The organism is Pseudogracilibacillus sp. SE30717A, from assembly GCF_037071985.1.
Taxonomy (GTDB): Bacteria; Bacillota; Bacilli; order Bacillales; family Amphibacillaceae; genus Pseudogracilibacillus.
The window spans coordinates 173,346-196,755 of the sequence record NZ_JAXHDF010000009.1; the positions used below are offsets into that span (position 1 = coordinate 173,346).

Genomic DNA, 23,410 nt, shown 5'->3' on the forward strand with positions numbered 1-23,410 from the left:
TATATCAAAACAAAAACCTAGTTTCTCATTATTAAAATTGAGAAACTAGGCTTTTTCATCGCTCCATTAAAGCTCCCTTGGAGAACAAAGCAAATATAAACTATGATTTGGAAGTAAAGAATACATTTTGCTCAATTTTTTTTAAAATGGATTCTTCTTATTTACCATAAAAAATAGTTTTGTGAGATATTTTATTAATCAGTTGCTATTCATCCTATAAATTAATATGCACTCCAACCAAAATCAGCAGCGAGTGTTACACCGTTAATGTAAGATGACTCTTCGGAAGCTAAGAACAATGCAATATTTGCAATCTCACTTGTAGTACCAGGCTTCACCATTGTATTAACACCACGAGTAGCGACTTCCATTCCGAATGTATCAATATTCGCCATATTTTCTGTTAACGGTGTTGGAATATGGGCTGGTCCGATTGCATTACAACGAATATTTTGAGGTCCATATTGTGAAGCAATGTTTTTAGTCATACCTACAACTGCATGTTTTGAAGCAGTGTATGCTAAACCTCCACGGCCTCCAGTTAGTCCTGAAATAGAAGCCATATTTACGATCGTTCCAGCTCCTTTTTCCAAGAAGATTGGAAGAACTTTACGAATTCCGCGCATAACACCATTTACATTAATATTCATTACTCGTTCCCAAACGTCATCTGTTACGTTTGCAGCAGCCTGCATATTATCGCTTATCCCAGCGTTATTTACTAATATATCGATTGTACCGAATGCTTTAACTGTTTCATCAACCATTTTTGATATATCTTCTTCATTCGTAACATCTACTTTTACACCGATAGCTTTTGTCCCTAACTCATTTAATTCTTTAACTGTTTGTTGAATTCCTGCTTCATTAAAGTCAGCAACAACAATATTTGCCCCTTCTTTTGCATAAGTTATAGCAATTTCTTTACCAATTCCTGATCCACTGCCAGTTATGATTGCTACTTTATTTTCTAATCTAGCCATATTACTTACTTCTCCTTTAATAAATGAATTGGACTCTCTCTTAATTAATATCCCGCATCTTTTTTCTATTATTCAATTTAAACGCTGTCTTACACTATTTTTAAGATAACTTTCAGCGTTTTTTACTAAATCACTACAACATTTATTCCATTTAAGAATAAGTTGTAACAAGATTACAAAATGCTTTTTCATTTTTTAGCTTGAATGATAATTTTTCCACGTGTATGACCTGTTTGAAGTTGTTCATGTGCTTTTCGGAAGTTGTTTTCTTCAAATGGTAAAACTTCCCCGATTACCGGTCTTAGTGCTCCGCTCTCCAACAACTTGGTAATCTTCATCAATAATTCAGCACTTGGCTGAACCCAAACCGAGGCAGTATGAATCCCTTCTACTTTATCTTCTTCTGTAATTCCTACTGCAGAAGCTAAGATGCCACCTTTTTTTAGCACTTGATAACTTCTTTTTTGTGTTTCACCACCGACTAGGTCTACAACTAAGTCGTAATCATGGATAACATTTGTAAAATCTTGATTTGTATAATCAACCACTACATCTGCACCAAGCTCCTTCAGGAAGTTCACATTAGATGTGCTGCCAGTCGAAGCAACAAATGCTCCTGCATGTTTTGCTAATTGGATCGCCATACTGCCTACTCCACCTGCACCACCGTGAATGAGTACTTTTTGATCCTTTGTCAGTTTTCCATCAATGAATAGTGCAGTCCAAGCTGTCATGCTTGTAGAGATAATAGACGCCGCTTCATTAAAATTAATATTCTCAGGTTTAGCAACAACCTGATTTTCATCTGCAACAGTAAACTCTGCATAACTCCCATTAGCAGTAGCGAGAACAGCATCACCTATACTCCATTTTTCAACATTTTTACCAACTTCACTAATAATACCAGCTACATCGTAACCAAGAATATGTGGAAACGTTAGTGGCATAACATCCTTCAAGTAGCCTTCTCTCATTTTCCATTCTGCTGGGTTAGTTGCAATCGCATAAACTTCAATAAGTACTTCATGTTCACCAACGTTTGGTTTTGAAACCTGTTTTAATTTTAATTGATCGGGTCCTCCGTATTGCTCAATAACAATTGCTTCCAAAAAAGAATCCTCCTTGATATATGAATACTAAGTTGTTTTATTAACTCATAACCTGTCCATCAAATCTATCTTCTGGTAAAGCTCCACTCTTTCGTCTGTCAACTGGATGTTTTTTCTTCCTGTACGGTTCCTTCATCCGGCACTATGAACTTGATTCGCCAATAATCTTATCCCATAATTATTACTTGCCTATTTATTATTTCTTTCCATCAATTCACTTGCTTCATGAAGTAAGTTGATCAACTGCTGGCTATGATTTTTATCCAATATTTCTGAGTGTCGCAAATAAATTTGATTCAAACTCTCATAAATTTCTTTACACAAAGACTTTCCCTCTTCTGTTAAGTAAATTAAAATATGTTTGCCATCGGGGTTTCTTTCCACCAAATTACGTTTCACAAGCTTATCAATGAATCTAGTACTTGTTGAAGGAGCAATTGTCAGCTTTTCACATAGTTCTTTTTGAGTAATGCCAGGATGGTCATTAAGTGTAATGATCAAATAGGCATAAGATGGGGGAATATTTATTGATGCAAAGGCTTCCCCAGCCAACTTTTCCATCTGTCTTGCAAACCTGGAAGCCGTAAAATAAAGGCAGTTACTTAGCAAATAATCAGAATTAGGAGTCTGCATTACCATTCCACCTTACTATTTGAATTTTTCTCAAATCTTTCAACTATTCTCTTTCTCCTCTTTTAATAGTTATTTGAAAAGCTAAATTCCACTTCATTTGTATATACAAATGTTTACTATACTCATTATATTAATGTATGGACTCCTTGTAAATTAATCCGCTTCCGAGATGCAACCCTATTCTGTTACTTGTTAACAAACAGAAAATAAATGTTACTGTTTTCTACCGTATCTATTACACGAATCGATTTGTCTTTTGTAATTCTTTCACTTTTCATCGAAATGTGTAAATTTAAGTCACTAAATTATTACCCCAAACATGATGCTGCATATTTAAACTTCCACAATTGCCTTTGGAACTTTGTCCTCTACATCTTATCTACTTCCTCATATAGTAATGTAATTGCATTAGAAAGGAGGACGAATAATGCATCACCCACTCTATCGCACGGCTTCTGAATATATAAATAGTCCTGTGGAAATTAGAGATTATTATGGAGAAAGTTATCGAGGAACTTTAGAATATGTTACACCAGATGGTGTCTATCTAGATACAGGATCTGATGGGATATTTTTCCCATTCTTAACTATTGCCTCTTTAGTACTGTTGGGCTCGCTTTTCTTTTAATACTTTTGAAAATATTAACGGTTATTAATTACATTCACGGCATAACACTTATTTTCCAAAAGGCTAATGGTAATATATTTCGCAGACATTCAAAAGGAGAATGGTTCGTTCTCCCTTTTGAATGTTATACTACAATAAAAAGATGCACCTTTACCCCAACTTCTGTCTCTCTGTTTAGTTGATTATCTATGTTATCTTTTGACGAATATGATTGGTATACACTAAGCAAGACAACTAAACCATTTTCATCCTAGCCATCAAATAAGTTTATGAATATCAAGTACTGGCTAAAGCTGTATTTGACATCTGATTCAAGTATGGTTTAGAAGTTTTTTCTATATCAATATACGCCCGAGTATAAAGTAGTGTATATTGAAAGTTTTTTGATTATGGAGCTCATTCAAGTAATGCTGCATTAGTACAATAAGATTAGTCTAGTTAAGACAAGTCTCTATAGAGTTTTTCATATATTTTACGAGTGCTTTTACCTCGGAATCTAGTTCTTCCCAATTATCAATACTTTCTCCTCGATAGGCTTTTCTTGCTAAGTCGAGTATTGTTGAGTATTCTTTCGGCAATCGAGGTAAAGCCCATTTTGCAGCTACATCTTTTGGAGATATTTCACCAGTAGAAACTGTTTGCCACATCCGAGCTAAAGTTAAAATCACATTACGTTCATCACCTTCAGTTCCCTCAATCAATTCTGACAAAGATTCCTTAATTGCTCTTCGAATATCTTTCATAGGCACGGGGGCAAGTATTTTAGAAACATCTGGTCCAAACAGAGAAATACTATTTTCTCTTGCTTGTGCTAAAACAATAGCCAAATCAGGATCATAGCTTGGTTCCTGAATTTGTCCATTTTCAAACTCATTCCTGAGCCACTCACCATAGATGAATTCTTTTTTTGGAGGATATCGCCAAGGCACTACATCGCTATGGTTTATAACCGTGAGTTCAATTGGTCTCAAAGAATCGGTATTTCCTATCTTTCCAGATATAAGCATTAGTCTGTCAGTTAGTTTTTTTCGTGTTACTTCTGGTAAACTATGGTTCACTAGCACTAGGACATCCACATCACTGTTAATACGTAAGCCACCTTTTACCGCGGAACCAAATAGATATACTCCAATTATTGAACTTCCAAGTAACTCCTCCACAATTTCTAATGCTTGAGTTGCTTGTACTGGTACTTTTTCGTTACTTAAACTGTTCATAAATTAAATAACTCCTTGTTTCTGATTATGTTCCTATAAAATACGTTTATTTTGTTGTTTTTACTTAAATGACTTTTGTGCAACAATAGAGAATGAACTATATACAGCTCATTTAACAAATAAGAGTAAATGCTTAGTCTTCTTTGAGAAAAGCACCCAATTATTCAATAAGCATTTAACAAAATAATGAAAAAACAACTAAGTGATCATTGATTTTTAATATGTTTCGTTTTGAAAACCGTAATTCCATTCAAATGCAATATCAAGTAATTGCATACCTTGAGGTTTTTTACCAATTTTAATCAGTAATAATCCAGTTGCTACGGCTTGGATATATCCCCACTCTCTTATTGACATTGGTTCTACATTAGTTAATTCACCAAGAAAGATAGACCTTTTATATCCTATCTCTACAGGATTCACTACTAATTCATATACCCATTCCCGCATTAATACACCTAAGTCATATGCAGGCTCAGCAATTAATCCATCTGGGTCGATAAATTTAAACATTCTCTCACTCTCAAAACTTCTTTCAACTTGTAGAATATTTCCATTGTGTGCATCACCCTGTACTAACACTCCGTTTTGCAACTTAGATACTCTCAAACGATTTTCTAAATAACTTAATGATTTATCTACAATACTTTTTTTCACAAGGCTTCTTTAACTTTAACCATAAATCTACAATAAAGGTCGAGAACCATGTAATGAGGGATTTACTTGATTGTAAATTAGTTTTCCCTGCTCTACAACTGTCCAAGTTTGCTTTAATAATTCACACATAATTTCCATTTGAATCTTAGAACTTTAATTAAACTCACTTAGTGGTTTCCCTAATTTTTCAACCTACTTTAAAACAAAATCCATGAACACTTGTAATTAGTTCTCTTGGTGGGATTTGTTTATCAGGTTTCCAAGTTAATTTTACTTTTGCTTCTCCCCAATTCACATATTTTGTAGTCATGTATTTTTGCCTCTTATAACCCTAATCTTCTGCCCCGTTTGTTCAATAAGGAATTCAAAAAAAGGGTAGTTAATGCTGCCTAGATCTCTCGTCGATATTGAACCAATTAATTCTGCCATATTACTCCCTCCTTCGATTCCCCTGCATACTTCGACAAAAGGAGGGAAAATTCCTCTTTAAAACAAAAATAACGCCTGTTCAGTTCAAAAGAAAAAGCACCTCGTATGAGATGTTTTAACTTTTACAGTTTTAACTTAGATTCGATTTTCGCAATTCTAATTCCTTTTTCCTCTCTAGTAACATATCAATTAAACCTAATCCTTTTGTGTCTAATTCTATCCTTCTTTTATAAATAACCGTTAATATTATCCAGCAAATTACGACTATTATACCTAATATTGAAGTATAGATATTAACATTATTTCCAAACAATACAGAAAGAAAAACAGCTACAATGGATATTATCAGGTGATTAGCCTTAGCGTTTTCAGCCTTTGAATTTATTTCATTTCTAAGTTTCTCAATTCGGAATATTTTTTGCTCCGTTACTGTTCTTCCTTTAAAATAAGCTGATTTACATAGCATTTCATCCATTTCTTCTTCTAACTTATTAATCTCACACTCTAATTCAGTCATTTACCAGTTCCTCCTTTCCTACCCATATCGGCAAGAAGGGATAAATACTTAAACCATAAAAATAAAGCTCGTGTGAGCGTTAAAAAATATTGATTTGACTCTTTAATAATAACAACTGCGTTGTTCCATATATTGTGTAATAAAGTCCTTCATCTCTGAAAAAACAGGAAATTCAGAAGGATTATATATAAAATACAAGTACTGTCCGTTGATTTCAAAGGCCAAATCCGTATACTCTATCCCCGACTTTCCAGTTGGTGTCCAAATTCTTTCAGTTGAGGTCTTGATCCAATAAAAGAAAAATCACATTCTGTAACAAAGCCATGTGACAAATAAAAATCAATTGCTTCTGTAACATGTTTTTCCATAAAAATAATCCCTCCTCATCTACATATTTCGACAAAAGGAGGGAGAATTCCTCTGTTTTTAGTCATAAAAAATACACCTCATTAGGTGTTCGTTGTGTCACATATACTAAGCATCCGCCTATACGACATTCACCCACTCAGCATATGTTGGTCTTGATAACATATACAAGGGAGAGATTTTAGTGGATCCACGCTTAGCTCAACTTCTTCAAAAAACAAGTTTATATGGTACATTAGCAATGTATTATGAACACATTGATCCAGAAAAACACATTTATTTTTACAGAAAACATTTCGAGTATGAAATGCAATTGGTTCAACTTTATTGGGCCTTACAAGGTACAATGGAAAATCCTTCTCAGATAGAATGTTATTAAGACTGAACGTTCGAAATCATTAATAAGAGGAGCCGATTGGCTCCTTGCCTACTAATGGCTTTCATTGCGCCCTTTGCTCCAAAAATAAAAGAGACATAAAAACAACGCCTATTCAGCGTAAAAGAAAAAGCACCTCGAGTGAGATGCTAAAAATTAAATTCCATCAACTTAAACATTTGAATTATACCTAAAACGAATGATAAAGACATTATAGGCAACACTATTATTCTCCATATTTTTAGTTTTATTAGTATAAATCCTATCACCAATGCAACAATAATTGGAACAACAAGAATTGTCGCCATGTATAAAACCATTGTATTCAAAGTCGAAGTTAATGGACTTAAATCAATATCCATTAAAATATCGCTTCTTTTCAGTAAAATAAGTTTTTATTTTTATTTTACCATTAAAAGGGGCATAAAGTCCTAATTAACCATAAAAATAACGCTCGTGTGAGCGTAGAAAAGAAGCACCATAACCGAGACGCTTATTGAGTAATTTATTATAAGAGTAATTTTATCTCTTTTATTTGTTCTATGTGTCGCCGTTCATGCAAATATATTTGTTCAATCCATTGATCAAGAGGTAATTCACCAAGAGCAGGATGCTTCATTGATTTTTCCGCTAGTACAGATTTATCTTCTATAGTATTAAGAAAACTTATCAATTTTTTTCTTGAATCTTTTAACAAATAAACTATCTGCTGAACTTCAAATGAATCTTCATCTGGTTCAACGATTTTTGGAGCTTTAAACTTTTTCGTTCTATCTAATAATATAAGATTAACCTTTTTACGTTCTACACGAGTACTATCAATCTCTTTTAATCCCCATGCAATAGCCTTAATAGATGCCTTTTCCACTAAGACCAGGTGATGGCAAACCTGTGCTATACTCCACTTATTCATGTCAGGCTTACTATTAAATTGAGTATCACTTAACAAAACAATTTCTTTTACGAGATCATTTCTCGTTTCATATAGATTGTCATTTACAGATTTATTCATAAGATTTTCTCCCTTCACCATGCAAGCGGCTCTCATCGCATATGGCGATCAATCATCAATAGTACTCTTTACTTCCTTTTTTATTATATTCCCATTATATAGAAAAAACAATATTTATTTTAACGATAATAATAACGCCTAGTCAGTGTTTAAACTTTCTTTATATTGATTTAGATCATTAATATAAACATTTGCTTCATCTAGCTTTTTATCAACGATTAAAGCACGTAATCCGTTTGTATTACTCTTGTTTTGTTCATACTGTTCTTTGGTAATCTCGACTGGATTATTGTTCGTAAACTTAAAACCACTTGTAATATATTGCAGCTCAACACCCATATATTCCTCATTGTAGCCATTATCATACTTGAAATTAATTCCCGTTATCGTCACTCTCATTTACATCCTCTCCTTTATCTAAATTGAATGCATCATATAAAATAGAAAGAGCGTAAGCATCATTTCCGGAAAACTCCTGCTCACACTCTTCACTAGTTAATTCCTTAATTTTTGCTTTGACAACATTTAAAGGCTTTAGCATGTTGCCGCCTTCCACAACAACCTTCTCATCAAAAAATGCTTTCAGTTCTTTTGTTCTTTTGTCTTTGTCGTCCATATAATCTTCTCGAATTGTTTTCTCACCAGTGGCCACAATTTCCAACTCTTTGCCAAGAAAATTTGTGAGTTTAGAGCGCATGACGCTTTTTAATCCTTTAAAATTTTCCCTTTCGAGGAAAACAATCACTCTTTCTAAGTCTATATTTCTAATTTCGATTTTCATTTATGCTGCCTTCAATTTATTTAACCGTTCCTCTAATTTGGCGATTTTAAAAATTATATCTTCCCTGGTTTCGTCTACTTTTAAATCTAGTTCTTGAATAGCTTTTGTATTGTAAGAGGTTAATTTGTACGTATTAATAGCCATGCCGTCTAAGGTTGCTATTTCTGGACTGTCCTCTGATATAAAACCAACTTGTTTTTCTTCCATTGGATCTTCAATCAAGTTATAATTTACGACTGTCAAACGATTAATAACATTAAGTGCAATATCATCTAATTTTTCTATATTCGTCTTATACATTCGACTGGATGCTTGTGTAAATCCACTTGTCCTAACATTTCTATATATAGTGTTTGCGTGAGAACCACCCCACAAACCATTACTAGTAACTCTAAGCTCTCCTGATGCTGCCCCAATACAAAAATTATCTCCAGTAGTTTCAGAGTTTACCCTAATGCTATGAGCCATAATTTCATTAGTCTGTAAATCACTATAAGTTGACGAACTCCCATTATTCATAATCCTTACACGGTTGCTCGACCTTAAATATAGGACTGATCCATCATTAACTTGTAATTTGTTAGCGAACATATTCTTTGCACGTACATCACGATATACACCTTGAGTAGCTAAACCTTGAGACATTACTCGTAATTCTCCCAAATCTGTTCCGATGTAAAAATGTCTTCCAAAAGGTGATACAACGGCAAGTGTTCTTGTTTTAATGTAGTCGTAATCTGTACTGCTACCACTACCACCTAGCGTACTGTAGGTGACTGTACGTACCTCTCCTGTCTCTCCTGTCGCATTTGTGTCATTTGCAGCTAAATACACGTTTAAGTTAGATGTACCTAATGCAGCACTCGTTACTAAACTAGCATCTGCTTGAAACCGAGTACTACCTCCAGCGTTATATCCATAAAAACCAGTACAGTAAGCAAATGTTAGCTGAATTAGAACGCATAGCTAGAGCTGTCGAAGATAATGACCACTTTATCGAAGATTGCCTTAGTGGCTTCATCCACACCATCAAAATAAACATGTAGTGACTCTTTTGGAATAACTTCCTCTATTACAATATTTAAACGGTCAAACATGCTGTCAATCGTCAACAATGCTCGTTGTGCCTGTCTGTCGTTAACTAGGTTAGTATTATGCAAAATGGATAGTATTTCATCTTTCATTGCTCTTATGATTTCAAGGAGTTGTTTTTGATTCATTCTTCGTCATCCTGGTTATCTTCGATTGGATTCCCATCTGCAGCCCTATTGCCCATCATCTGCTGCAATGTCTGTCTACCATTCAATAAGGAGAAACTATCATCATTCGATCGCTCCGCTTCAATCCTGTACAATTCCTCCTGGATCCATTCTTCAGATGCATTTGGATTGTTACGTCTGATTGTTGTTTCAAGCGATTGTGTAGGTTGGTCATTAGCGCCTTCAAATGCTAGCTTGTTTTCCTCAATTAATTCCTTACGACTAATTGGAATCATTGATTTCAACAAGATTTCTGGTTCTTCAATAATAACGGCATCATCATTGTAATTCGCTAACCATAGCGCACTTTCAATTAACTGCTGCAGAAAGTAAATATACTCACCTTGAATTTGCTCAGCCTTGATAAGCGATGTAAATAAATCGTAGAACTTAGCCACTCCCGATTGAGCGCCAGTTGCACTATTATCCATGTAGAAATCCACTACTTTTTCAGACGTTTTTGTTTCCATGAGCATAAGTTTCATCAAGTCCTTAACCCACTGAATATCACCAATCTTAGTAACATCAATTTGAATTACTTCTAACGCTTTTCCATGGTCGTCAAATGTAGTGATTTCTAAATCACGGTGATCGATGCGACCTTCTTCTCCGTATCTTTCATATGCCTTATTTTCTAATACTTCCATAATTTCCTTAGAAACAGCAATGCGTGGTTTCCCGTTACGTTCAAACGTGATCGCGTTACGAGTTAATGTCTAGTTAACTTCATCCTGTTTACCATCTTGCCCTTTCAGACAGGAAGATCCCAAAGGATTCATAAACGTTTTTTCATTTGGCCAGTAAATAATAAAAGGCCTACCCCGTCCGGGATAAACCTTTTCTAATTTTTCCATGCCTAGAAGCTCTTTTGCTTCATCTTCTTCGACTGCTTCGGTTTCCTTTTTATTATTTAATCGATAAAGTATATGCTTTGTATGCAGGTCCTCGTCTTTTACTTGTTCGCGATATACATGCAAATATTCCTCTCCATCGATTTCTATTTCATAAGCAAGATCTGCTCCCATTCCATCATCATGCGGATAATAAACGTCACGGGCCTTAAATTCAACACGCAATCCCTTTTCATCCAACCATGGAACGCCAACCAAGCCGCCATCCAATTGTTGTTGCAGGATATTTCCCCAATGTTCAAAAGCTAAGTTACTATTCTTTTGGATCTGATTAATAATTTCTTGTTGAACATGAATAATCTTGCTTACTTCATCTCGTGGCTCGTCCACAATTTCATCTGTATTCTCGTTAATTTCTTCCGTTTGAAAATCATCCACCGATAAAGACGATACAATATTACCGATAGAGCGACTTACAAGCATGGCTGGTATCTCAGGTATCAATTTACATATATTCGCAACTATGTACGGTGTTTGAACGTTTTGAGCATGTTGCGTACCGTACATAATATTATCCGTAATCTCACCTTTTTCAATAAGATGTTTAGCGCGCGGAAATATTTCTGCATGTTTCCCTTCGTATAAATCACGGTAATAAAAAATACTTCCGTGTGTTTTCTCTATTACGGAAGCATCGAATTTTTCCCAATTTGGCATGTATTCACCTTCTTTCTATTTACCATACGTTAGTGCTGCTTATCCTTGCTTTAGGAGCAAATAAAATTGTTTGAATAAAATACCTATCTGCATCTAAGCAATGATCAAATTGTTTTATCGGTTTATCTTCTCCACGATCAGATGCTTTCTTATCCCATACATAAGAAGCAAATTCTCTAAAAGTTTCAACGCAACAATCGTTAAATAAAATCATCTTTTCACTCAACGCTGTCTGCATATTTCTTATTCCATCCAACACTTCATTTTTAGCTTTTGTTACATGGAATCTATCTTTCTTTAATTGAGCAATAAAACTAGATGCAGATGGATCCACTATAACTGACTTAACTCGAATACCTTTAGTGAATTTTTTCAAATCTTTGCTGTATTCCACATCTGTTTTTTGCTTACCACTGTTACGACCATCATGATAATACTCTTTAACTTTGTACCAAGTGTCCTGATGCTTTCCCCATAAACTAAACGTTGTTGGGTTTTGCGTACCATAGTCAATAGCAACGTAATATTCGGAGTATCTACGTTCCTCAGTGGGAACAACATGATCACCATGATTAAACACATCATAAATAACGCCTTCTGCAAGCACCCATAAACCTAAAATAAATCGCTTGTAGAAAACGCCTGTAAACATTCTTTTATAACGATTTTTAACCCTTTCAGATAGAGAGGGGTTATCATCCATTGTAAAATGTAATCTTATTAAGTTCTTTTCTTTCAAATTATCAATGTAATTTTCTTTAAACCAATGATACGGACTAGCAGGGTTACAATTGTACCAATACTTTGAACCATCAACCGAACAACGTGCTTCCGCTTGGCTAACAAATGATTCAGGCATTAATGCCACTTCATCAAAGAACATACCTGCTAATGTAATTCCTTGTATCAAGTCCTGGGAACTTTCATCTTTACCACCGAAAATATAAAAGTAATTTGTTTTACCTCTAAAGGAAATTGTTAAGAAGTTATCTGCTCGATGGTCCTTAACACTATATCCTCTCGATTTAAGCATTCTCTTTAAAGGACGAATTACGTTACGGCGAAAAGAGCCGATTGTCTTTCCTGCCATCCCGAAGTTTTCATCATCGAATGCTTCCATTGCCCACATGACATAAGATAACGACATCACCACTGTTTTACCGGCACGAACGGAACCGTCACAAATGATGCCGTCTTTTTCTTTTACAGGAGATTTCGGATGCCACCAGGTTAATATCTTTTTCTGTTTGACGGAAAATGACTTAAATTTAAATAACGCTGGCTTAAGTTTCTTCGGTGCTTCCATCACTGTCATCGTTCCACACCTCCACTGAATCGCCTAGCGCTTCGATAAATCCGTCATCTTCATATTCATCCATTGTTTCCCCGGACAGTCTTGCAATTTCTGCTCTCATTTTCTCTTCCTGCAATCGTTTCTTATCGTTATCAGATAATAGATCAAAGTATTTCGATAGCATTTCAATAGCCTTCATTTTGTCTGCTAGTTTTACGGATATACCATCTTTACCCTGTTTAACTTCGGTTATGATAGTTCCATCTACTTCTTCGGAATCGACTAGATCGACGTAAGAAACATGATTCATAATCGGTTCGCCATCTTCATTAACCATAGGTTCACCACTGAATGAATCACCTTCAACTAATTCTCTACTGCCGAACATTACAAAATCGGTTATATCTGCAAAGGCAATGTCAATGTATTTTTGAAGAATATCTCGGACATCCAACATTAATCCGCTTGTTTGTTCCTCTTTCAATCTTTCAATTTCTAAAGAAATGTTAGGATTTGCTAGGTGTCTATGACCTTCCACTCTGGCAGTTGAATAAGCACATCCATAAGCCTTCTGATAAGCCTTAGTCGCATTGAAGTATTTAATGTAGTAAATACAAAAAAACCGTTGTTTATCAGTCAGATTATCCGAATCAACAACAGGCTCTTTTTCTTCTTTTTTTGGTTGCATCTTTTTTATTAGTTGCATCCCTCGACCACTTTTCCCTACTTCTACGACTTTTCAAAGTACCTTCTTTTACGTCATGCTTTTCAGCTAACTTTCTAAAAGTGATCTTTGATGTTTCCCATTCATGTCTGATTTCTTCCCAATTCGACTTTGACATCTACATTCGACCTACCTCCTAGTTATTATATTTAAGCATGAAAAAAGCACCCTATTGGATGCCCTGTTTAATTTTCTACCTTTTATAAACGTCATATTTCTTTTTTCTTTTATTATTTATACACTTTAATTTAACCACTCTTATGCTTTCCAAATCTTCTAAATCTTCATCAGTGACTTCTATTTGTAGCTTTTTCAATGCAAGTTGTTTTGGTGACAAATTCACAAAATATAACTTGTCAATATATGCACTGTACTGAGAGCTCCTAAATGTATCCCTATCATCTGGCGCCACACTTAATAACTCTGTGTTTTTGTCGTTTAAAAAGATTAATTCGACATCATCTAACACTTTATTTGATTCAGACATATTGTAAAATTTCACTTTGAAGTCTAACCTAATCATATTATATGGATTAAATGAGTCTTTTTCTATTTTTTTATATTCTACATCAAAAATTGATGTTTGGACCTTTCCATGATTTCTAAGTATATGAGTGGTTATAAGTGTTGTAACTGTACCTAATACGGTACCAGCAATAGCACCTATAATACCTTGGTAATTTAACAGTATTTCTTCCAATTATTTTCAACCCTTTGTTCTTTTGCTTTCGTAATAACCTCTGTTTACTTCACTGATAAATCCCTTTAGTATTTCACTCTTTTGCATAAAAGTAGTTTTCCTCGAACCTAACCAACTAGGATTTGTGTCCTTCTTTAGCACGTATCCAAACAGTTCATGTTTATATTCTTTATAACTTTTCTCAAAACTATACGTTTCATCTCTTTCAGCACCAATCTCTCGAATGATGTAGATGCATTTTACATAGTTAGTTTCCGCTACATTTAAAAACGATAATGCCATTTGATACTGAATCAATTCATCGTACTCCCCATTAGATAGTATCTCATATGAAGAATCAACACCATCCTCAATAGCCTCAATCAACTCTACGCATAGTCTAATTTTATTATATCCATTTCCTCCATTTTTCCATCCCCTCCTACTTCCATAATACGACAAATAAGAAGGTATTTGTAATCTTATATACTAGCAATGTTTTGAGTATGAAAAAAGCACCTCAATGGGCGCCAGATTATTTTAATAATTTTCAGACATGTAATAATTCATGTAACTATCTACATCCCATAAAAAACTGAATGCTTTTCTTTGCGTTAACTGCCCAGCTGTTTTTGTGTATGCATCAGCTACTGCCGGTCTGTAGTATCTGGAGAATAATTCATGATTTTTATAAGCCTTTTCTATTCTTAGCAAATCATTGTTTTTGTATTCTACTCTTAACTCATTCCGGAGTTCCCGTGCTAAAGCAACAGTAGCCCTTTTATCTTCCTCGTACAACTTCATTAGTTTGTTTGCTCTTTCCATAAAATATATCATTTTTTGAATAACTAATTCATTTGGAATTTCATGAATTCCATCAAATAATGGCTTACTCATCATTATCACTCCTACTTCCATAATACGACATTCAAGTAATAAAAACCTTCTTTTATAGGAGGATTTTACTGTTTACTGTCGAAATATATAATAAGGGGGAGAATTTTATGAATATGCAATATGTAAGTTCATCAAATTTGGTAGCTGTAGGTTATGATTCATCTTCACAAACACTTAGAATCCAATTTCATAATGGAACATACGATTACTATAATGTTCCCGCGCGTATCTACCATGGTTTAATGAATGCTAGTTCTAAAGGCAGTTACCATGCACAATACATTAAAGACGCCTACCGATATAGACGCCTTTAATCCTGATTGATGAGTATAATTGCCGGTCCGGTGAATTCCTTGGTCTCGTGACCGGTAGTTATACTTATCTTTTCATATGGTTCTATTTCAATGTGAGTAATTCCTTCTCTGGCTTTTAATTCATTTGTTAAATCTTTGGTAGATAACATATTGAATCACCTCTTTTTTATTTAGTATCCGCAAATACTGAATACTTATTCGGATAAACCACCCACCACCGAATTATATAGTGCGTGAATGGTTCCGAAGGAAGGAAAAGTTTATGAGTAGGTAGCACGGTACTGAACCGCGCCGACCTCCCTCCTATTTTACGCATATGATTTTTCTCGTTTCAAGTCCTGCAATTCGTGGCACTTTTGGCATATTTGGCACAGCACATCATTTTTCATATCTCTTATTTTATTTCTATTAATCCCTAAATGATCAGATATTGACCGATAAGACATACCTTCCATCATGCAATCTAATATGATTAAGTGCTTATCATTCGTTAGATAATCTGCCATCTGTTCAACTGTCCTGACCTTTTCTTCATATTCTTTCAATCTATTAAGTAATCTCTTTTCCCTAGCATCCATAGCATCCATTTCTGCATGACTCTTTAAATTAGTGTTAGGTTTAGGTAAGTAGCTTCTACACCATATTGAGCGATTCCGACAGAGCGATAACTATCGCTAGTTCCGTAAAGAATATTTATTAATCTAGATACTTCTCTTTTCCTCCAATGGTATTCGTAAATAAGGCCCTCGATCTCCTTTTTATTCATTCCATCCTGCCCCCTCATCCCATAATAATTGTGCATATTTACTGCGTTTAATCGGCTTCTGTGGCTGCTTGATTCCTTTTCTCTTTCTCCATTCGCTAAATCCAAACTTGATTCTATATTTAAACTCCCTTTTGCTCATGCGATCCCTCCTAAAATAGAAAAGGACACCAAACAACGCTATTGCGTCATTCAGTGTCCTCCATTGAGATGGTTGGACATTTCAATTCATGTTAATCTTTCTTTATTCGCTCAAATGCTTGTATCATCTTATTTTGTTGTTCTATAATGTTTGGAAACATATCCATATGCGAATGGTTAGATAGTTCCTTCATTTTTTTACCCAATTCCTTCATTTGTTTTCTAGCCTCTGGAGAACCAATAAATTTATTTAATTCTTTCTCCTTAAGATGAACCGCCCTCGCCTCATAATCAGTTGCTGTTCCGTTGTCCACTTTGTCTCTCAACATTGATAATTCAGTAATAGTAATTTTACCTTCAGACAACCTTTTATTATACAGCTTTCTCTCATTTCGTTTTCTTAATGGTTCATTAATATACTTTTGGAAAAGTAATATTGACTTTTTGACAACACCTTTGACAATTCCTTTTATTAAGTAACTTAAAAGGTTAACTAATAGCCCGCCGATTACCGCAATTATTATCATGTCAAAGATACTTATATGAAAACTTTTTTCAAGATAACTCAAAACTCTTCCCCCTCCTCCTCTTCCTTCTGTGTTCAGTGTCCTCCAGATGGCTGGTAGAACTAATTAATTTTATATTCTTCTATAGTAAAACTTATTATTTGTCTCTCTTCATGCATTTGTCGACTGTTTTTCTCTTTTTTTATTGTTATTTTATTAACCTTCATAGTATATTTTGCAGTATATGAATTACCAGCTATGTCTTTATAGTCTATAGTAAATACCAACATAGGAGCCATTAAGTTTGGTGTTTTTTCTATATAGGATAAATAAATATATAGATTTTGAAAAACAACAAATGACTTTGGTATTTTCACACTTAAATTATCTCCTTTATTTGTAAGATATAAAATTTCTTGTTCAGAAAAAAGTTCTATTGGATGATCCTCGTATAAACCACTTATTTTATTTTGCGCGTTAATTAAAAATCCCTTTTTATTATATTCATCGATAAATTTTATGTCTAATATGTCGAAACTTTTCAATTTGGTATTTTGAATTACTTTTATTAGTTCATCATATTTGATTACTTCGCTTTTTATTTTAATATCTTTCGCAATTCCATTTGATAAATTTAAAAGAGGAATCTCAACATCTTCATATCTTAAGTTAAAATTTCCTGATTTAGTCTCATTCCAATTATTATAAATGAAATTTACATTATCAAAATTCACTTTTCTAGCATATGTCATAGCTTTGGGTACTATTAATGGTTCTAACGATTTATTAAAATGCTCTTCCTGTCTTTGAAGAGATTTTTTAGCAATGTCAGCAGATAATAATGCAGCTATAGCAGCACCAACTGTTCCAGTCATACCAAATAAAGATATTAAAAAATAGCCTTGATCAAATATATTCAAAACTCTTCCCCCTCTTCCCTCCTCATCCGTTTAACTTTCCCTTCATGTGTAACGATTCTGTATTCCCCAAACGGTGGGAGTTCTCTAATTTTCGCTTTCCCATCACAGATCACAACTACACAACTGGATGGTATTTCCATCATATCAAATTCTAGTCTATTTGTACTACTTAAATCTATATCCTGCCACCCCATAGCAAGACCCCTCCCATATATGATATTATCTAATTATCAGACTAGATTAGCTGGGAGGAACCCTAGCTTTTTTTATGTTTATCATTAAATGAACAATGGAATGTAAATGAAAATTCCTAGTGCAATAATAACGGTTAGCAAAAAGATACTTTTCCACCTTTTTCTTTTCCAAAATAAAAGCGAAACAATGATACCTTGTAAAAATATCAACGAAGCCCCCAATATAACCATCCATACAGACCCAACAAAAGAGCCAATCACATTTACAATGATGCCAACAGGCATTAATGCAATTAAACCTATATAAGCAGGACTTCTTTTAATCTTTTGTACTATTTGCCTTTTTTTCGTCTCAGGAAAATTATCGTATTCAACTAAAGAAAGCCAACCGATAATGACTACTATCGCACCTGTTACAGTAACTGTTCCCATGAAAAAACCTCCTTTAATCATAACTTTTCCAAGTACAATTCAGTTCAAACATAGGAAAATTACTTTTTCACACCATTTCATCAATCGTCATTTGATTTCTTTCAAATTCTGCTGCAGCTAACTCTCTTTGATGCTTCTTATAACAAACTGGGCCAAATCCACGTTCTAAGCTTATCTCATCTGCAATTTCTCGCCCGCAACGTTTACAATTCCCTGTATCAGACCAAATTTCGTTATCCATTAGATCACTCCTTGCTTTTTAAACGTATTGTGTACTTAATAGACTACAAATTAATTATTTGTTATTATTTCTCTAACAGTTTGTACTTTAAAAATTGACTTGAATTGCTTACGGCCGAAAGGAAATAGGTGTTTATGAAATACTTAACATTTTTTATTTATCAGCTCATTTTATTTAGCGCAGCTATAGCTATTGACTTTTTCTCCCGTATATACATTGACAAGACGTTTAATTTCGCTAATTTCTGTGTAATAGGATTAAATATTCTTATAGTTTTATTAATTGTCAACTTGTTTAATAGATTCAGTGATATTCGCCTTTTAAATAAGATCGTACTTACTATGTTAGCCTTTGTATCTGCAGCCATTTTTATTGGAATTACAATTGGTGAAATAATATTTTAAAAACCTCATATTTCCTTTACAATTTTTGGCTACTGCTCATCACCGAGAATCACTCTCATAAATCCATAAACAAACAATCCTTGCTATTAAAGGTAGTCCGTAAATCATAAGTCTTCCTCTTTTACAAATACTCCGTTAACCATCTTTCCATTACGATTAGCGATCTTTTCGTATGCTTCTTCCAAGCAGTCCTGTAAATCCATGTCGTTTTGTTGAGCTAAAATAATCAGCGCAACTACAACATCACCGATTCCGTCGCGAAGTGCGTTTTCATCACTTCTAGCGAGTGCTGCCGCAACTTCTCCGACTTCCTCTGTAACTTTTAAAAACTGTTTACTAGAATCTGCCTTATCCAAACCTTTACTTTTTGACCATTCTTCTACCTTCGTAACTAATTCATTCATTCTGCATCCTCACTTCCTTTGAATATTTTCATCCTTCATAGTGAAAACTAAAGAAAAATCCGGAGGTAAATAACTTTGTATAATCAACTTGAAAACCTATCTAACGAAATCGAACGATTAAGAGAAAAAATAAATGATCTTGTCGAAGCAAAAGGGCCGACCCACTCACAAGTGATTGAAATGAATCAAAAATTAGATGTTGTATTGAATGAATATGATCGCCTGAAAAAATCAAAATCTTAACTCAGCAAGGTGATCATAATTCCACAAACCTCCCTCTTTCCCACTTCACAAGCGTTAACTTATGCGGATATTTCTTATGAAAAAGCTTTTCCTTAATTTTAAATACCTGCGTCTGAACCCCTTTGACGTCAACCACTTCGATCGAGCCATCACAATGATGTATTTCGAAATCTCCTATGTAATCGATGGCTCGATGTGTTTTACCATCTTTCTCAAATCCGTCTAGCAATCTATACCTAGGTTGCACTCTAAAAAATAGAATTCCGCCCGCTCTTTCGCGTAATTTCAATTCTGAATAGTAACGCCCCTCATCAACTGAGTGGAACGTTAATCCATCTATTTGGACGTGTCTATTGTTATATTTGGTTCTCCTTCTCCCCATTTTCCGATATTGTCTAGCTGTCATTCGTTTCTGCATAGTTCCTCCCTGTCAAATTCCCTTGCTACTCTGCATTTCTCGTTAATGTAGACGTGCTCTAACATAAACACCGTACATTCCTCAAATGAACGCCCGTCCCTTGTCTTGTTTAAGCCAAGTTTGTACAGTTCATTGATTAAAAAGGTCTTACGGTGTGTTTCTTCTCTGATTTGCTGTTTTTCTGCTAAATCTAGCATTCTAGCACATCGTTTTCTTTAAACTCTATTTCTACTTTATAACCTTCGTACAGTCCATTCACTTCTGAACTCGCTATATTTTTGTGCTCTGGAAGTATAACCTCGCTAGGTTGGTTGGCAGAGGTAAGGAGTATAGGTGGTGGTTGTAAACATGGAAAAGCATTATTTATAAAGTTTTAGGTATGTATAATGGCATGGCAAGTAAATCGTATGCATTAAGTAACCGTATTATGGCTGCTACTAGTAAAAGGTTACTCTTTTGCAATAAGAAACATGTTGCATCGTTTAATTATGAAAAAATCTCTGATATTGAATTGAAGAAGATATTAGGTGGACGTGAGTTAACGTTTCGTTACAATAAAAACAAGATTACATTAACTAATATCAGCGGAAAAAGCGATGTTGAAAAGTTATTCAAATTTGTGACTGATCCGAAATTAGATTATATGGAATTTAACAGTCTCTTCAAAGAAACAGAAGTTCCAATTAATGATGATGTAAAACAAATCAAAGAAACAAAGTGTACTTGTTCTGCGTGTGGTAAAGTTTGGTTTTATGGAAAAAGAGGAAGCAATACATAACTTTGGGGAAAAAATAGAAAATTTTGGAAACTCTATGAGTAATACAGGGAAAGATATGATGTGTTGTGGTGGGTGTTTACCGGCAATCTTTATAACAAGCAAACAGGAAAAAGAAGTTAGGGATTTAAATAAATGTCCTAATTACGGTTCAAAAGCCGTTAAAAAAGAAGTAGTTGTTCATGATGTTGAGTAAGTTGTTAATATTATTAGTTAAATTTTATCAAAAATTTCTTTCTCCAATTAAACCGAAAAGAATCAGGTGTCGTTTTCATCCAACTTGTTCTCAATATGCAATAATTTCTATTAATAAGTATGGTCCAGTCAAAGGGATGCAAGACTATTAACAGGTTAAAACGGTGCAACCCATATAACACAGATAGTTGTATTGATTATCCTTAATTTAAAAATTTATACAGTAAAAAAGTGTGTAAGATTAATTAACATATTGCCCCACTATAAAGTAATTTATAGATGCAAACCGGATGAATTCATGGAAACCCTAAGTCCTTGGATAAGGCGACCATGAGCCAAGTCAAGCGAAGTCCTTCATTGTAGCTTGAAAGGTGCAACGCATAGGTAGTGAGGACGGACATCCAATAAACTACCCACGAGCGTCCGGCATCCCAAGTGGATGATGAGATATGCTGAACTTTATGGAAACATAAAGAAGCCGTCTGTCGATTACAAGGAATCAAAAGTTTACAATACAGAAGAAGCTTATAAGCTTTTACAATGCTTGGAATCCGAAACAGAGGTACCGCATTGGCAGATTATAGTCAAATTAGCTGTTACAACCGGAATGCGACGTTCTGAATTGTTTGGATTAGAATTTAAACATATTGATCTCGACAACAAAATAATACACTTTAGACAAGCGTTAACCTACTCAAAAGAAGAAGGATACAAAGTACATGAGATTAAAAAAGGAAGTCGAAGCGCTAAGCAAAGAGATATCATATTATCCGACGCTTTAATAGAACCGATAAAAAAACTCAAGCTGCAACGAAAAAAAGAAAGATTTGCAAAAAAAGAAGAAGAACTTTGGGGAAACGGGAAATATAATTTTATTTTATGTAATGAGGACGGAAAACCGTTTAATCCTTCATCAATGAAAAATTGGTGGAAACGATTTATAAAACGTCATAATTTAAAGTATATTAATATCCATGCTTTAAGACATACATCTGCCACTTTACTAATAAATGAAGGTGTACATCCGAAAATTATTAGCGAACGTTTAGGGCACGCTGATATAAAAACGACTATGAATGTTTACGGTCACGCATTAAGACAGGCAGGTGAAATTGCTTCTTCAAAATTAGATGATGTACTTTTTCGCAACAATGAAATACAGTAAAAAACATCAAAAAATAGAGGTTTGCCGTCAAAATGTCGGCATTTTAAATAAAATAAAAATATAGCGATTGCCGACAAAGTGCCGATAATCGCTATACATCAATGGTTTAACGCTAAGCTTCCAACAGGATTTGAACCTGCGACCCCTTCCTTACCATGGAAGTGCTCTACCTGCTGAGCTATGGAAGCATAAAATGGCTCCACAGGTAGGGTTCGAACCTACGACCGATCGGTTAACAGCCGATTGCTCTACCACTGAGCTACTGTGGAATATGATTCATATAAAAGTTAAATGAAGTTTTTGAAAATCAATTAATGGCTACCCGTGCTGTTGAACCCTTTTTTGGGCCTTCCCACGTTCGTAAAATGAACCTTATTTTACGCCTGCCTAGTCGCCACTAATCTAGTGCAGCAAATAGCTAACCTATCATTTAAAGATCTATAATCAATATAACGTATTCTATTTAAATTCGCAACAAAAGCCAACTTACAAAATTAATATAAAAAAATAAACATCCACGAGCTTAAAACTCATAGACATTTATTGATGGAGCCTAGCGGGATCGAACCGCTGACCTCCTGCGTGCAAGGCAGGCGCTCTCCCAGCTGAGCTAAGGCCCCGAAATATGTAAATGTTAGATGGTGGGCCTGAGTGGACTCGAACCACCGACCTCACGCTTATCAGGCGTGCGCTCTAACCAGCTGAGCTACAGGCCCATCTAAAATAGTACTCATAATTCTATCAAAATTTCAGTTAAAATAATAATAATCACTTTGTGACAACATTCACTATAATATCATTGCTTTCTCTATGTGTCAACAAAAAACATTCTTTTTTTAATTTAAATAAAACCTACCAAAAACAGCCAGCAGATAAACAAAGTCAAGCTATTGCCTCTTTTCTCGTGCAAAACCCAGGAGGTAAGTAGCAACTGGTGTGTGTTAGAGGATAAAGGGATATATTAGCGAAAAATATGTTCATCGAGTGGAAAAGGTTTTCCAGATACTTCTCTCCCACCATACATTTTTCTTAGTCTAATTTACAGTGTTTGAAAAATGAATAAATACAATTCGTTTTTCATTGTGTATTCAAATAAAAAATGCCTTTTAAAAAGACATTTAGGTTTTTAAACTAATTAAATTTAACATAATTTTAAAGATCGTATT

Annotated in this window: 40 protein-coding genes, 4 tRNA genes and 1 pseudogene; 8 read left to right on the forward strand and 37 right to left on the reverse strand. The window is 34.5% G+C overall.

What is annotated here, in order from left to right:
- Positions 1-221 precede the first annotated feature (221 nt).
- The 3 genes from SPD48_RS15280 to SPD48_RS15290 form a co-directional block, all read right to left on the reverse strand.
- Positions 222-983: an SDR family NAD(P)-dependent oxidoreductase gene (locus tag SPD48_RS15280; protein WP_336258994.1), complete on the reverse strand. Its 762-nt coding sequence runs from the start codon at positions 981-983 to the stop codon at positions 222-224.
- A 188-nt stretch (positions 984-1,171) separates the two neighbouring features.
- Positions 1,172-2,092: an NADP-dependent oxidoreductase gene (locus SPD48_RS15285; protein WP_336258995.1), complete on the reverse strand. Its 921-nt coding sequence runs from the start codon at positions 2,090-2,092 to the stop codon at positions 1,172-1,174.
- Between the two features lie 189 nt (positions 2,093-2,281).
- The gene (locus SPD48_RS15290) at positions 2,282-2,725 is read right to left on the reverse strand and encodes a MarR family winged helix-turn-helix transcriptional regulator (RefSeq protein ID WP_336258996.1); all 444 of its coding nucleotides are present in this window, start codon (positions 2,723-2,725) and stop codon (positions 2,282-2,284) included.
- Between the two features lie 427 nt (positions 2,726-3,152).
- On the opposite strand from SPD48_RS15290, the gene SPD48_RS15295 reads away from it, so the two are divergent.
- Complete coding sequence (locus tag SPD48_RS15295; RefSeq protein WP_336258997.1) at positions 3,153-3,353, forward strand: hypothetical protein; 201 nt, start codon at positions 3,153-3,155, stop codon at positions 3,351-3,353.
- 434 nt (positions 3,354-3,787) lie between these two features.
- Here SPD48_RS15295 and ant(9) read toward each other — a convergent pair whose 3' ends face one another.
- The 6 genes and pseudogenes from ant(9) to SPD48_RS15325 form a co-directional block, all read right to left on the reverse strand.
- Positions 3,788-4,570, reverse strand: coding sequence for an aminoglycoside nucleotidyltransferase ANT(9) (gene ant(9) / locus SPD48_RS15300; protein WP_336258998.1), 783 nt, complete (start codon positions 4,568-4,570; stop codon positions 3,788-3,790).
- Positions 4,571-4,786: 216 nt separating this feature from the next.
- Positions 4,787-5,227, reverse strand: coding sequence for a hypothetical protein (locus tag SPD48_RS15305; RefSeq protein WP_336258999.1), 441 nt, complete (start codon positions 5,225-5,227; stop codon positions 4,787-4,789).
- A gap of 196 nt (positions 5,228-5,423) precedes the next feature.
- Positions 5,424-5,537: pseudogene (locus SPD48_RS15310) on the reverse strand (NUDIX hydrolase); the annotation flags it as partial.
- Positions 5,534-5,656 (reverse strand): hypothetical protein, encoded by a 123-nt coding sequence (locus SPD48_RS15315; RefSeq protein ID WP_336259000.1) that lies wholly within the window; start codon positions 5,654-5,656, stop codon positions 5,534-5,536. The pseudogene SPD48_RS15310 and the gene SPD48_RS15315, both read right to left, overlap by 4 nt.
- A gap of 130 nt (positions 5,657-5,786) precedes the next feature.
- Positions 5,787-6,173, reverse strand: coding sequence for a hypothetical protein (locus SPD48_RS15320; RefSeq protein ID WP_336259001.1), 387 nt, complete (start codon positions 6,171-6,173; stop codon positions 5,787-5,789).
- A gap of 236 nt (positions 6,174-6,409) precedes the next feature.
- Positions 6,410-6,541, reverse strand: coding sequence for a hypothetical protein (locus SPD48_RS15325; protein WP_336259002.1), 132 nt, complete (start codon positions 6,539-6,541; stop codon positions 6,410-6,412).
- A gap of 182 nt (positions 6,542-6,723) precedes the next feature.
- Between SPD48_RS15325 and SPD48_RS15330 the strand changes: the two genes are divergently transcribed.
- The gene (locus tag SPD48_RS15330) at positions 6,724-6,918 is read left to right on the forward strand and encodes a hypothetical protein (protein WP_336259003.1); all 195 of its coding nucleotides are present in this window, start codon (positions 6,724-6,726) and stop codon (positions 6,916-6,918) included.
- 505 nt (positions 6,919-7,423) lie between these two features.
- On the opposite strand, the gene SPD48_RS15335 is transcribed toward SPD48_RS15330, so the two are convergent.
- From SPD48_RS15335 to SPD48_RS15395, 13 genes are all read right to left on the reverse strand, one after another.
- A complete protein-coding gene (locus SPD48_RS15335; protein WP_336259004.1) occupies positions 7,424-7,927 on the reverse strand; it encodes a DinB family protein in 504 nt (167 codons plus the stop codon).
- A 138-nt stretch (positions 7,928-8,065) separates the two neighbouring features.
- Positions 8,066-8,326 (reverse strand): hypothetical protein, encoded by a 261-nt coding sequence (locus SPD48_RS15340; protein ID WP_336259005.1) that lies wholly within the window; start codon positions 8,324-8,326, stop codon positions 8,066-8,068.
- Positions 8,301-8,708, reverse strand: a complete 408-nt coding sequence (locus SPD48_RS15345; protein WP_336259006.1) for a hypothetical protein — start codon at positions 8,706-8,708, stop codon at positions 8,301-8,303. The genes SPD48_RS15340 and SPD48_RS15345 overlap by 26 nt, the downstream gene beginning before the upstream one ends.
- Positions 8,709-9,542 (reverse strand): tail fiber domain-containing protein, encoded by an 834-nt coding sequence (locus tag SPD48_RS15350; protein WP_336259007.1) that lies wholly within the window; start codon positions 9,540-9,542, stop codon positions 8,709-8,711.
- A gap of 119 nt (positions 9,543-9,661) precedes the next feature.
- The gene (locus SPD48_RS15355) at positions 9,662-9,928 is read right to left on the reverse strand and encodes a hypothetical protein (protein WP_336259008.1); all 267 of its coding nucleotides are present in this window, start codon (positions 9,926-9,928) and stop codon (positions 9,662-9,664) included.
- On the reverse strand, positions 9,925-10,614 hold the full coding sequence (locus SPD48_RS15360) for a hypothetical protein (protein WP_336259009.1): 690 nt from the start codon (positions 10,612-10,614) through the stop codon (positions 9,925-9,927). The genes SPD48_RS15355 and SPD48_RS15360 overlap by 4 nt, the downstream gene beginning before the upstream one ends.
- 69 nt (positions 10,615-10,683) lie before the next feature.
- The gene (locus SPD48_RS15365) at positions 10,684-11,535 is read right to left on the reverse strand and encodes a hypothetical protein (protein ID WP_336259010.1); all 852 of its coding nucleotides are present in this window, start codon (positions 11,533-11,535) and stop codon (positions 10,684-10,686) included.
- A gap of 19 nt (positions 11,536-11,554) precedes the next feature.
- Positions 11,555-12,850 carry a PBSX family phage terminase large subunit gene (locus SPD48_RS15370; RefSeq protein WP_336259011.1) on the reverse strand — a complete coding sequence of 432 codons (1,296 nt, stop codon included), beginning with the start codon at positions 12,848-12,850 and terminating at the stop codon, positions 11,555-11,557.
- Complete coding sequence (locus SPD48_RS15375; RefSeq protein WP_336259012.1) at positions 12,819-13,535, reverse strand: terminase small subunit; 717 nt, start codon at positions 13,533-13,535, stop codon at positions 12,819-12,821. The genes SPD48_RS15370 and SPD48_RS15375 overlap by 32 nt, the downstream gene beginning before the upstream one ends.
- Positions 13,480-13,671, reverse strand: coding sequence for a hypothetical protein (locus SPD48_RS15380; protein WP_336259013.1), 192 nt, complete (start codon positions 13,669-13,671; stop codon positions 13,480-13,482). Before SPD48_RS15380 ends, SPD48_RS15375 begins: the two co-directional genes overlap by 56 nt.
- Before the next feature lie 75 nt (positions 13,672-13,746).
- Positions 13,747-14,253 (reverse strand): hypothetical protein, encoded by a 507-nt coding sequence (locus SPD48_RS15385; RefSeq protein ID WP_336259014.1) that lies wholly within the window; start codon positions 14,251-14,253, stop codon positions 13,747-13,749.
- Between the two features lie 6 nt (positions 14,254-14,259).
- Entirely contained in the window at positions 14,260-14,550 is a 291-nt protein-coding gene (locus SPD48_RS15390) for a hypothetical protein (RefSeq protein WP_336259015.1), read from the reverse strand.
- Between the two features lie 222 nt (positions 14,551-14,772).
- Complete coding sequence (locus tag SPD48_RS15395; protein ID WP_336259016.1) at positions 14,773-15,129, reverse strand: hypothetical protein; 357 nt, start codon at positions 15,127-15,129, stop codon at positions 14,773-14,775.
- Between the two features lie 113 nt (positions 15,130-15,242).
- Between SPD48_RS15395 and SPD48_RS15400 the strand changes: the two genes are divergently transcribed.
- Positions 15,243-15,443, forward strand: coding sequence for a KTSC domain-containing protein (locus SPD48_RS15400; protein WP_442962165.1), 201 nt, complete (start codon positions 15,243-15,245; stop codon positions 15,441-15,443).
- Here SPD48_RS15400 and SPD48_RS15405 read toward each other — a convergent pair.
- The 10 genes from SPD48_RS15405 to SPD48_RS15450 all read right to left on the reverse strand — a co-directional run bounded on the left by SPD48_RS15405 (position 15,440) and on the right by SPD48_RS15450 (position 19,448).
- Positions 15,440-15,592, reverse strand: coding sequence for a BC1881 family protein (locus tag SPD48_RS15405; RefSeq protein WP_336259018.1), 153 nt, complete (start codon positions 15,590-15,592; stop codon positions 15,440-15,442). The two genes, SPD48_RS15400 and SPD48_RS15405, sit on opposite strands and share 4 nt — an antisense overlap.
- A gap of 159 nt (positions 15,593-15,751) precedes the next feature.
- Entirely contained in the window at positions 15,752-16,030 is a 279-nt protein-coding gene (locus tag SPD48_RS15410; protein ID WP_336259019.1) for a hypothetical protein, read from the reverse strand.
- Between the two features lie 14 nt (positions 16,031-16,044).
- Positions 16,045-16,209, reverse strand: coding sequence for a hypothetical protein (locus SPD48_RS15415; protein WP_336259020.1), 165 nt, complete (start codon positions 16,207-16,209; stop codon positions 16,045-16,047).
- On the reverse strand, positions 16,202-16,348 hold the full coding sequence (locus tag SPD48_RS15420; protein WP_336259021.1) for a hypothetical protein: 147 nt from the start codon (positions 16,346-16,348) through the stop codon (positions 16,202-16,204). The genes SPD48_RS15415 and SPD48_RS15420 overlap by 8 nt, the downstream gene beginning before the upstream one ends.
- 91 nt (positions 16,349-16,439) lie before the next feature.
- A complete protein-coding gene (locus SPD48_RS15425; protein WP_336259022.1) occupies positions 16,440-16,916 on the reverse strand; it encodes a hypothetical protein in 477 nt (158 codons plus the stop codon).
- A gap of 59 nt (positions 16,917-16,975) precedes the next feature.
- The gene (locus SPD48_RS15430; RefSeq protein ID WP_336259023.1) at positions 16,976-17,773 is read right to left on the reverse strand and encodes a hypothetical protein; all 798 of its coding nucleotides are present in this window, start codon (positions 17,771-17,773) and stop codon (positions 16,976-16,978) included.
- Complete coding sequence (locus SPD48_RS15435) at positions 17,770-17,967, reverse strand: XtrA/YqaO family protein (RefSeq protein ID WP_336259024.1); 198 nt, start codon at positions 17,965-17,967, stop codon at positions 17,770-17,772. The genes SPD48_RS15430 and SPD48_RS15435 overlap by 4 nt, the downstream gene beginning before the upstream one ends.
- Before the next feature lie 84 nt (positions 17,968-18,051).
- Positions 18,052-18,399 carry a hypothetical protein gene (locus SPD48_RS15440; protein WP_336259025.1) on the reverse strand — a complete coding sequence of 116 codons (348 nt, stop codon included), beginning with the start codon at positions 18,397-18,399 and terminating at the stop codon, positions 18,052-18,054.
- Between the two features lie 67 nt (positions 18,400-18,466).
- The gene (locus tag SPD48_RS15445) at positions 18,467-18,640 is read right to left on the reverse strand and encodes a DUF6011 domain-containing protein (protein WP_336259026.1); all 174 of its coding nucleotides are present in this window, start codon (positions 18,638-18,640) and stop codon (positions 18,467-18,469) included.
- Between the two features lie 508 nt (positions 18,641-19,148).
- On the reverse strand, positions 19,149-19,448 hold the full coding sequence (locus SPD48_RS15450; RefSeq protein WP_336259027.1) for a MazG-like family protein: 300 nt from the start codon (positions 19,446-19,448) through the stop codon (positions 19,149-19,151).
- A 75-nt stretch (positions 19,449-19,523) separates the two neighbouring features.
- On the opposite strand from SPD48_RS15450, the gene SPD48_RS15455 reads away from it, so the two are divergent.
- On the forward strand, positions 19,524-19,691 hold the full coding sequence (locus SPD48_RS15455; protein ID WP_336259028.1) for an aspartyl-phosphate phosphatase Spo0E family protein: 168 nt from the start codon (positions 19,524-19,526) through the stop codon (positions 19,689-19,691).
- 13 nt (positions 19,692-19,704) lie between these two features.
- Here the strand turns inward: SPD48_RS15455 and SPD48_RS15460 are convergent, their stop codons facing one another.
- The gene (locus SPD48_RS15460) at positions 19,705-20,109 is read right to left on the reverse strand and encodes a DUF1064 domain-containing protein (protein ID WP_336259029.1); all 405 of its coding nucleotides are present in this window, start codon (positions 20,107-20,109) and stop codon (positions 19,705-19,707) included.
- Positions 20,110-20,500: 391 nt separating this feature from the next.
- Here SPD48_RS15460 and SPD48_RS15465 point away from each other — a divergent pair, with 391 nt between their 5' ends.
- The 4 genes from SPD48_RS15465 (at position 20,501) to SPD48_RS15480 (ending at position 22,244) form a co-directional block, all read left to right on the forward strand.
- Positions 20,501-20,887, forward strand: coding sequence for a PH domain-containing protein (locus SPD48_RS15465; protein ID WP_336259030.1), 387 nt, complete (start codon positions 20,501-20,503; stop codon positions 20,885-20,887).
- Complete coding sequence (locus SPD48_RS15470) at positions 20,862-21,080, forward strand: hypothetical protein (RefSeq protein ID WP_336259031.1); 219 nt, start codon at positions 20,862-20,864, stop codon at positions 21,078-21,080. The genes SPD48_RS15465 and SPD48_RS15470 overlap by 26 nt, the downstream gene beginning before the upstream one ends.
- Positions 21,070-21,231, forward strand: a complete 162-nt coding sequence (gene yidD, locus SPD48_RS15475) for a membrane protein insertion efficiency factor YidD (RefSeq protein WP_336259032.1) — start codon at positions 21,070-21,072, stop codon at positions 21,229-21,231. The genes SPD48_RS15470 and yidD overlap by 11 nt, the downstream gene beginning before the upstream one ends.
- A 290-nt stretch (positions 21,232-21,521) precedes the next feature.
- Entirely contained in the window at positions 21,522-22,244 is a 723-nt protein-coding gene (locus SPD48_RS15480; RefSeq protein ID WP_336259033.1) for a site-specific integrase, read from the forward strand.
- Between the two features lie 115 nt (positions 22,245-22,359).
- Here the strand turns inward: SPD48_RS15480 and SPD48_RS15485 are convergent.
- From SPD48_RS15485 to SPD48_RS15500, 4 genes are all read right to left on the reverse strand, one after another.
- A tRNA-Thr gene (locus SPD48_RS15485) sits at positions 22,360-22,432 on the reverse strand.
- A 6-nt stretch (positions 22,433-22,438) separates the two neighbouring features.
- A tRNA-Asn gene (locus SPD48_RS15490) sits at positions 22,439-22,513 on the reverse strand.
- Between the two features lie 278 nt (positions 22,514-22,791).
- Positions 22,792-22,864 (reverse strand) — tRNA-Ala (locus SPD48_RS15495).
- A 19-nt stretch (positions 22,865-22,883) separates the two neighbouring features.
- A tRNA-Ile gene (locus tag SPD48_RS15500) sits at positions 22,884-22,960 on the reverse strand.
- Between the last annotated feature and the right edge of the window lie 450 nt (positions 22,961-23,410).

What these genes read in the sequence shown, in the direction of transcription:
- SPD48_RS15280 (WP_336258994.1), bottom strand. Translation starts at nt 983, where the DNA reads ATGGCTAGATTAGAAAATAAAGTAGCAATCATAACTGGCAGTGGATCA.
- SPD48_RS15290 (WP_336258996.1), bottom strand. Translation starts at nt 2,725, where the DNA reads ATGCAGACTCCTAATTCTGATTATTTGCTAAGTAACTGCCTTTATTTT.
- SPD48_RS15295 (WP_336258997.1), top strand. Translation starts at nt 3,153, where the DNA reads ATGCATCACCCACTCTATCGCACGGCTTCTGAATATATAAATAGTCCT.
- SPD48_RS15315 (WP_336259000.1), bottom strand. Translation starts at nt 5,656, where the DNA reads ATGGCAGAATTAATTGGTTCAATATCGACGAGAGATCTAGGCAGCATT.
- SPD48_RS15320 (WP_336259001.1), bottom strand. Translation starts at nt 6,173, where the DNA reads ATGACTGAATTAGAGTGTGAGATTAATAAGTTAGAAGAAGAAATGGAT.
- SPD48_RS15325 (WP_336259002.1), bottom strand. Translation starts at nt 6,541, where the DNA reads ATGGAAAAACATGTTACAGAAGCAATTGATTTTTATTTGTCACATGGC.
- SPD48_RS15335 (WP_336259004.1), bottom strand. Translation starts at nt 7,927, where the DNA reads ATGAATAAATCTGTAAATGACAATCTATATGAAACGAGAAATGATCTC.
- SPD48_RS15340 (WP_336259005.1), bottom strand. Translation starts at nt 8,326, where the DNA reads ATGAGAGTGACGATAACGGGAATTAATTTCAAGTATGATAATGGCTAC.
- SPD48_RS15345 (WP_336259006.1), bottom strand. Translation starts at nt 8,708, where the DNA reads ATGAAAATCGAAATTAGAAATATAGACTTAGAAAGAGTGATTGTTTTC.
- SPD48_RS15355 (WP_336259008.1), bottom strand. Translation starts at nt 9,928, where the DNA reads ATGAATCAAAAACAACTCCTTGAAATCATAAGAGCAATGAAAGATGAA.
- SPD48_RS15360 (WP_336259009.1), bottom strand. Translation starts at nt 10,614, where the DNA reads ATGGAAGTATTAGAAAATAAGGCATATGAAAGATACGGAGAAGAAGGT.
- SPD48_RS15365 (WP_336259010.1), bottom strand. Translation starts at nt 11,535, where the DNA reads ATGCCAAATTGGGAAAAATTCGATGCTTCCGTAATAGAGAAAACACAC.
- SPD48_RS15370 (WP_336259011.1), bottom strand. Translation starts at nt 12,850, where the DNA reads ATGACAGTGATGGAAGCACCGAAGAAACTTAAGCCAGCGTTATTTAAA.
- SPD48_RS15375 (WP_336259012.1), bottom strand. Translation starts at nt 13,535, where the DNA reads ATGCAACTAATAAAAAAGATGCAACCAAAAAAAGAAGAAAAAGAGCCT.
- SPD48_RS15380 (WP_336259013.1), bottom strand. Translation starts at nt 13,671, where the DNA reads ATGTCAAAGTCGAATTGGGAAGAAATCAGACATGAATGGGAAACATCA.
- SPD48_RS15395 (WP_336259016.1), bottom strand. Translation starts at nt 15,129, where the DNA reads ATGAGTAAGCCATTATTTGATGGAATTCATGAAATTCCAAATGAATTA.
- SPD48_RS15400 (WP_442962165.1), top strand. Translation starts at nt 15,243, where the DNA reads ATGCAATATGTAAGTTCATCAAATTTGGTAGCTGTAGGTTATGATTCA.
- SPD48_RS15405 (WP_336259018.1), bottom strand. Translation starts at nt 15,592, where the DNA reads ATGTTATCTACCAAAGATTTAACAAATGAATTAAAAGCCAGAGAAGGA.
- SPD48_RS15410 (WP_336259019.1), bottom strand. Translation starts at nt 16,030, where the DNA reads ATGGATGCTATGGATGCTAGGGAAAAGAGATTACTTAATAGATTGAAA.
- SPD48_RS15415 (WP_336259020.1), bottom strand. Translation starts at nt 16,209, where the DNA reads ATGAATAAAAAGGAGATCGAGGGCCTTATTTACGAATACCATTGGAGG.
- SPD48_RS15420 (WP_336259021.1), bottom strand. Translation starts at nt 16,348, where the DNA reads ATGAGCAAAAGGGAGTTTAAATATAGAATCAAGTTTGGATTTAGCGAA.
- SPD48_RS15435 (WP_336259024.1), bottom strand. Translation starts at nt 17,967, where the DNA reads ATGGGGTGGCAGGATATAGATTTAAGTAGTACAAATAGACTAGAATTT.
- SPD48_RS15440 (WP_336259025.1), bottom strand. Translation starts at nt 18,399, where the DNA reads ATGGGAACAGTTACTGTAACAGGTGCGATAGTAGTCATTATCGGTTGG.
- SPD48_RS15445 (WP_336259026.1), bottom strand. Translation starts at nt 18,640, where the DNA reads ATGGATAACGAAATTTGGTCTGATACAGGGAATTGTAAACGTTGCGGG.
- SPD48_RS15450 (WP_336259027.1), bottom strand. Translation starts at nt 19,448, where the DNA reads ATGAATGAATTAGTTACGAAGGTAGAAGAATGGTCAAAAAGTAAAGGT.
- SPD48_RS15460 (WP_336259029.1), bottom strand. Translation starts at nt 20,109, where the DNA reads ATGCAGAAACGAATGACAGCTAGACAATATCGGAAAATGGGGAGAAGG.
- SPD48_RS15465 (WP_336259030.1), top strand. Translation starts at nt 20,501, where the DNA reads ATGGCAAGTAAATCGTATGCATTAAGTAACCGTATTATGGCTGCTACT.
- SPD48_RS15470 (WP_336259031.1), top strand. Translation starts at nt 20,862, where the DNA reads ATGGAAAAAGAGGAAGCAATACATAACTTTGGGGAAAAAATAGAAAAT.
- yidD (WP_336259032.1), top strand. Translation starts at nt 21,070, where the DNA reads ATGTTGAGTAAGTTGTTAATATTATTAGTTAAATTTTATCAAAAATTT.
- SPD48_RS15480 (WP_336259033.1), top strand. Translation starts at nt 21,522, where the DNA reads ATGAGATATGCTGAACTTTATGGAAACATAAAGAAGCCGTCTGTCGAT.